This window comes from Synechococcus sp. R6-5, assembly GCF_047461775.1.
Lineage (GTDB): Bacteria > Cyanobacteriota > Cyanobacteriia > Thermostichales > Thermostichaceae > Thermostichus.
Genome location: NZ_JANSHV010000265.1, coordinates 1 through 4249, shown reverse-complemented (window position 1 = coordinate 4249; position 4249 = coordinate 1). Strand labels below are relative to the sequence as shown.

Here is a 4249-nt window from a genome sequence, read left to right as displayed (position 1 = left end):
TGATCCCTACCTTTTCCCCGCAAGGGGAAGATGGTGAATGGGGTGACAGGCTGGGAACTGTCCTAGCGACACCTGGGGAGAGAGGCTGGGTTTAATAGACTGTAAACGTAATTTACGGTACAGATCTATGACAACTGCTGCCGCTTCTGCTACTCCCACTGCCCCTGAGACGACGCTGCTGAACGTTTGGCAAGTGCTGGCGGAAGAGTTTGCCGGTCAGGTTGCCCTACGGGATCCCCACGCGCAGCCAGTTTTCGAGATATCTTATGGAGAGCTGTTTCGCCGCATTCAAACCCTGGCGGCTGGCCTGCAGGCTTTGGGCATTTGCCCGGGGGATCGGGTGGCCATTTTTGCCGATAACTCCCCCCGCTGGCTGATGGCCGATCTGGCCACGATGTTCACGGGAGCTGTGAATGTGCCCCGCAGCGCTGTGGCGGATCCCAGTGAGCTGGGCTACATCTTGCGCCACTCCGGTAGCACGGCCCTGATTGCTCAGGATCTGAAGACCCTGAGGCGGATCCGGCCGGATGTGCAGGAGCTGGGCCTGGAACGGCTGCTGTTGCTTTCCGATGAGCAGGAAGCAGGGGTGCTGAACTTTTCCCAATGGCTGCAAAAGGGTCGGGAACACACCTACCAACCCCCAAAGCTGGAGCGATCCCAACTGGCCACCATCATCTACACCTCCGGCACCTCCGGTCGGCCCAAGGGGGTGATGCTCAGCCACGGCAACCTGATGCACCAGGTGGAGAACTTGGGCGTGGTCGTACAGCCACAACCGGGGAATAAGGTGTTGACCATTCTGCCCACTTGGCACTCTTATGAGCGGGCTTGCGAGTATTTTCTCCTCAGCCGTGCCTGCATGCTGGTCTATACCAGCCCTCGCTTTATCAAACAAGATTTCCAACAGGAGCACCCCCATTTTCTGGTGGCAGTGCCGCGGATTTGGGAAACCGTTTATGAAGGGATCCAACGGCAATTCAAAGAGAAAAGTCCCCTGATGCAGCGGCTGATCCGCGCTCTGATGGCCGTGAGTGAGAGCCATGTGCTCTCTGGACGGATAGCTCGCAACCAGTCGATTTTGCATTACGGAGTCAGCCCCTGGGTGCGCCTGCAGGCTCGCCTGCAACATTGGCTGCTCTGGCCCCTGCACCGATTGGCCGATGCGCTCATCTACCGCAAGGTACGACGGGCGTTGGGCCCCAATTTTCAACATGCCATCAGCGGCGGTGGATCCCTGCCTGCCTACTTGGATCTGTTCTACGAGGTGGTGGGCATTTCCATCTTGAATGGCTACGGCCTCACCGAAACTTCGCCGGTGTTGTGCGCGCGGCGTCCAGACAACAATGTGCGCGGTACGGCTGGCCCCCCTCTGCCGGGGACGGAGTTTCGTATTGTGGATCCTGAAACTCGACAGCCGCTGCCCCCTGGAGAAAAAGGACTAATCCTGGCCCGTGGCCCGCAGGTGATGATGGGCTACTACAACAACCCCGAAGCCACTGCCAAGGTGCTCAGCTCCGACGGCTGGTTTGAAACCGGGGATCTGGGCTGGCTCACCCCCGACGGGCAACTGGTGATCACCGGCAGAGCCAAGGATGTCATTGTCCTACTCAATGGGGAGAACATCGAGCCCCAGCCGCTGGAAGATGCTTGTCTGCAGTCTCCTTACATCAGTCAGATCGTGATCGTCGGGCAAGACCAAAAGAAATTGGCTGCCCTCATCTACCCCAACCTCGACGCCCTCAAGGCCTGGGCTGCCGAGCAAGGGATCCCGGCTGAGGATGCCGAGCTGCTGGCCCAGCCCCAGACCCGCACCTTGATTTTGCAGGAGGTGCGCCGCCGCATCCAAGAACGCCCTGGCTACCGGCCCGACGAGCAGGTCAGCGACTTTCGCTTCTTGCCGGAGCCGCTGAGCGTGGAAAACGGCCTTATGACCCAGACCCTGAAGATCAAGCGCAACCCGGTGGCTGAGCGCTACGCTCACCTCATCGAGGAGATGTACCGATCTTTGAAGTAGAGCCAGCCTTCTAGGTTTGGGATCCCCGTTGTTGCTCCAAGTAGCGCCGGAATTGCTCCGGTGGAATGGCCCCTCGGTAGGCTCCACAGTAGTAGAGGGTAAGCACTGCCTTGTAGGCCCAATCGCTTGGCACCACATCCGGGAAAGGGCTGGGCAAAGTATCTGCTTGGTTGTTGGCGCAGGCTTGCAAAATTTGCTCTGTGGTTAGCTGTTCTGCCAGGTCTGGAGGGAGTTCCCGCAGGTTGGCTTGGGCCAGAGCGGCGGTGGGCAGGCTCAAACTGGAGAGGGCTGCGCCCACAAGAGCTGAGGTGAAGAGGTGTTGCACTTTCATAGCACTCCGTGCTGTGCAGAGCACAGACAACTCGAAGAGGGTTAACGAGGGATCGATTGAGAGGGAATCCGTCCGGGGAGTCCCTTCTTCAGGGTAGTACGGACGAAAGGAGCGTCTGGATCTGGATAGAACGCCTCAGCCGCTTTGTTCCCGGATTAAGATGCAGGAAACGGGGGCACCTCCAAAACCCCAAAACAAGCCAAAAGGCAAGATTGAGTCTGTACAGCAGGCTTTTGTGCTGAGAGCTAGAGGCCGATGAACGTATCCAAAGGGCCAAGTTTTGACGGCGTGGATCCCCCGGATCCCAAGCTGATCGATGCCTGCGTGCATTGCGGGTTTTGCCTGACCACCTGCCCCAGCTACCGTGTAATCGGCAAAGAGACGGACTCGCCGCGGGGGCGCATCTATCAGATGGAGGCTCTCAACCAAGGTCAAATCTCCCTCTCGGCGGCTACGGTTTCCCACTTCGACAGTTGTTTGGGCTGTTTGGCCTGTGTTACGGCCTGTCCATCGGGGGTGCAATATGACCGCTTAATTGCCGCCACCCGCCCGCAAATCGAACGCAACTACCCACGTAGCCTTTGGGATCGGCTTTACCGCCAGTTCATCTTCTCGGTGTTTCCTTACCCGGAGCGGCTGCAACCGCTGCTGTGGCCTCTCTGGCTGTACCAAAAAATGGGGATCGGCGCTTGGATCCGAAAGGGTCTGGAAAAGGTCTCCCCGCGTTTGGCGGCCATGGAATCCCTGATGCCCCCCCTGGAGGTGGAGCAACTGCTGCCCAAGCGTTACCCTGAGCGGATCCCGGCGGTGGGAGAACGCCGTTTTCGGGTGGGACTCATTTTGGGCTGCGTGCAGCGCCTGTTTGCCCCGCAGGTGAATGAGGCCAGCATTCGCGTCTTGACCCACAACGGCTGTGAGGTGGTGATCCCGCCTGTCCAGGGCTGTTGTGCGGCCTTGCCCCACCATCAAGGGCAACTGCAGCAGGCGGAAACCCTGGCCCGCCAGATGATCGATGCCTTTGCCAATTGTGAGTTAGATGCCATTCTGATCACCGCTTCCGGCTGCGGACATACCCTGAAAGACTATGGCCACCTATTGGCCAGGGATCCCGACTACAAGGAGAAAGCAGCCCGATTTGCCACTCAAGTCAAGGACATTCAGGAGTTTCTCGCTCAGGTGGGGTTAACGGCTCCTCTACATCCGCTACAGCCGGAACCCCTGGTGCTGGTCTACCAGGATGCCTGTCACATGCTGCATGGGCAGCGGCTCAGCCAGGAACCTCGACACCTGTTGCGGCAAATCCCGGGGCTGGAGCTGCGGGATCCCGTCGATGCGGCCCTCTGCTGTGGTAGCTCCGGCGTCTACAACCTGTTGCAACCCCAGGTGGCGGATGAGCTGGGATCCCAGAAGGTAAAGAACTTGCTTAACACCGGTGCTCAGGGGATTGTCTCTGCCAATATCGGCTGCCGCCTACAAATCCAGAAACATCTGCGCCTACAGGGCAAAGCCGGGATCCCCATCTATCACCCGATGGAATTGTTGGATCGCGCCCTTACCGCTGCGTGACGCTTTCGCGAACAAGCTACAGGGGCTGCCTCTAGTCCCCGATCTGCTGAACAATTGGTTACTTTGCGGAACCGAAATAGCCATTAAACTAAGCATGTTGGCCGCGGCTATCTGAATGCTGCTTGGATTCCGCACCCGCTTAGAGCTGAATAACCGGCAGAAGACCCTAGCCGCTCAGCACGCTGGGGTAGCCCGTCACGCCTACAACTGGGGCTTGGCCATCTGTCGGCAGGCCCTGGAGAACCAGCAAAAGCTTCCTACCGCCATTGACCTACACAAGCGCCTGGTGGCCGAGGTTAAGAAGGAAAACCCCTGGTACTACCAGGTCTCCAAATGCG

4 protein-coding genes are annotated in these 4249 nt (G+C 58.7%); 3 read left to right on the top strand and 1 reads right to left on the bottom strand.

Annotated features, from left to right (window positions below; translation table 11 throughout):
• Positions 1–127: 127 nt before the first annotated feature.
• The gene (locus NW818_RS12490) at positions 128–2014 is read left to right on the top strand and encodes an AMP-dependent synthetase/ligase (protein WP_414424731.1); all 1887 of its coding nucleotides are present in this window, start codon (positions 128–130) and stop codon (positions 2012–2014) included.
• A 10-nt stretch (positions 2015–2024) separates the two neighbouring features.
• Here NW818_RS12490 and NW818_RS12485 read toward each other — a convergent pair whose 3' ends face one another.
• Positions 2025–2345 (bottom strand): hypothetical protein, encoded by a 321-nt coding sequence (locus NW818_RS12485; RefSeq protein ID WP_414331146.1) that lies wholly within the window; start codon positions 2343–2345, stop codon positions 2025–2027.
• 255 nt (positions 2346–2600) lie between these two features.
• On the opposite strand from NW818_RS12485, the gene NW818_RS12480 reads away from it, so the two are divergent.
• Together NW818_RS12480 and NW818_RS12475 are read left to right on the top strand one after the other, a co-directional pair.
• The gene (locus NW818_RS12480; protein WP_414424730.1) at positions 2601–3911 is read left to right on the top strand and encodes a (Fe-S)-binding protein; all 1311 of its coding nucleotides are present in this window, start codon (positions 2601–2603) and stop codon (positions 3909–3911) included.
• A gap of 115 nt (positions 3912–4026) precedes the next feature.
• Positions 4027–4249, top strand: a 223-nt coding sequence (locus tag NW818_RS12475) for a helix-turn-helix domain-containing protein (protein ID WP_414424729.1), incomplete at its 3' end; no start/stop codon positions are given.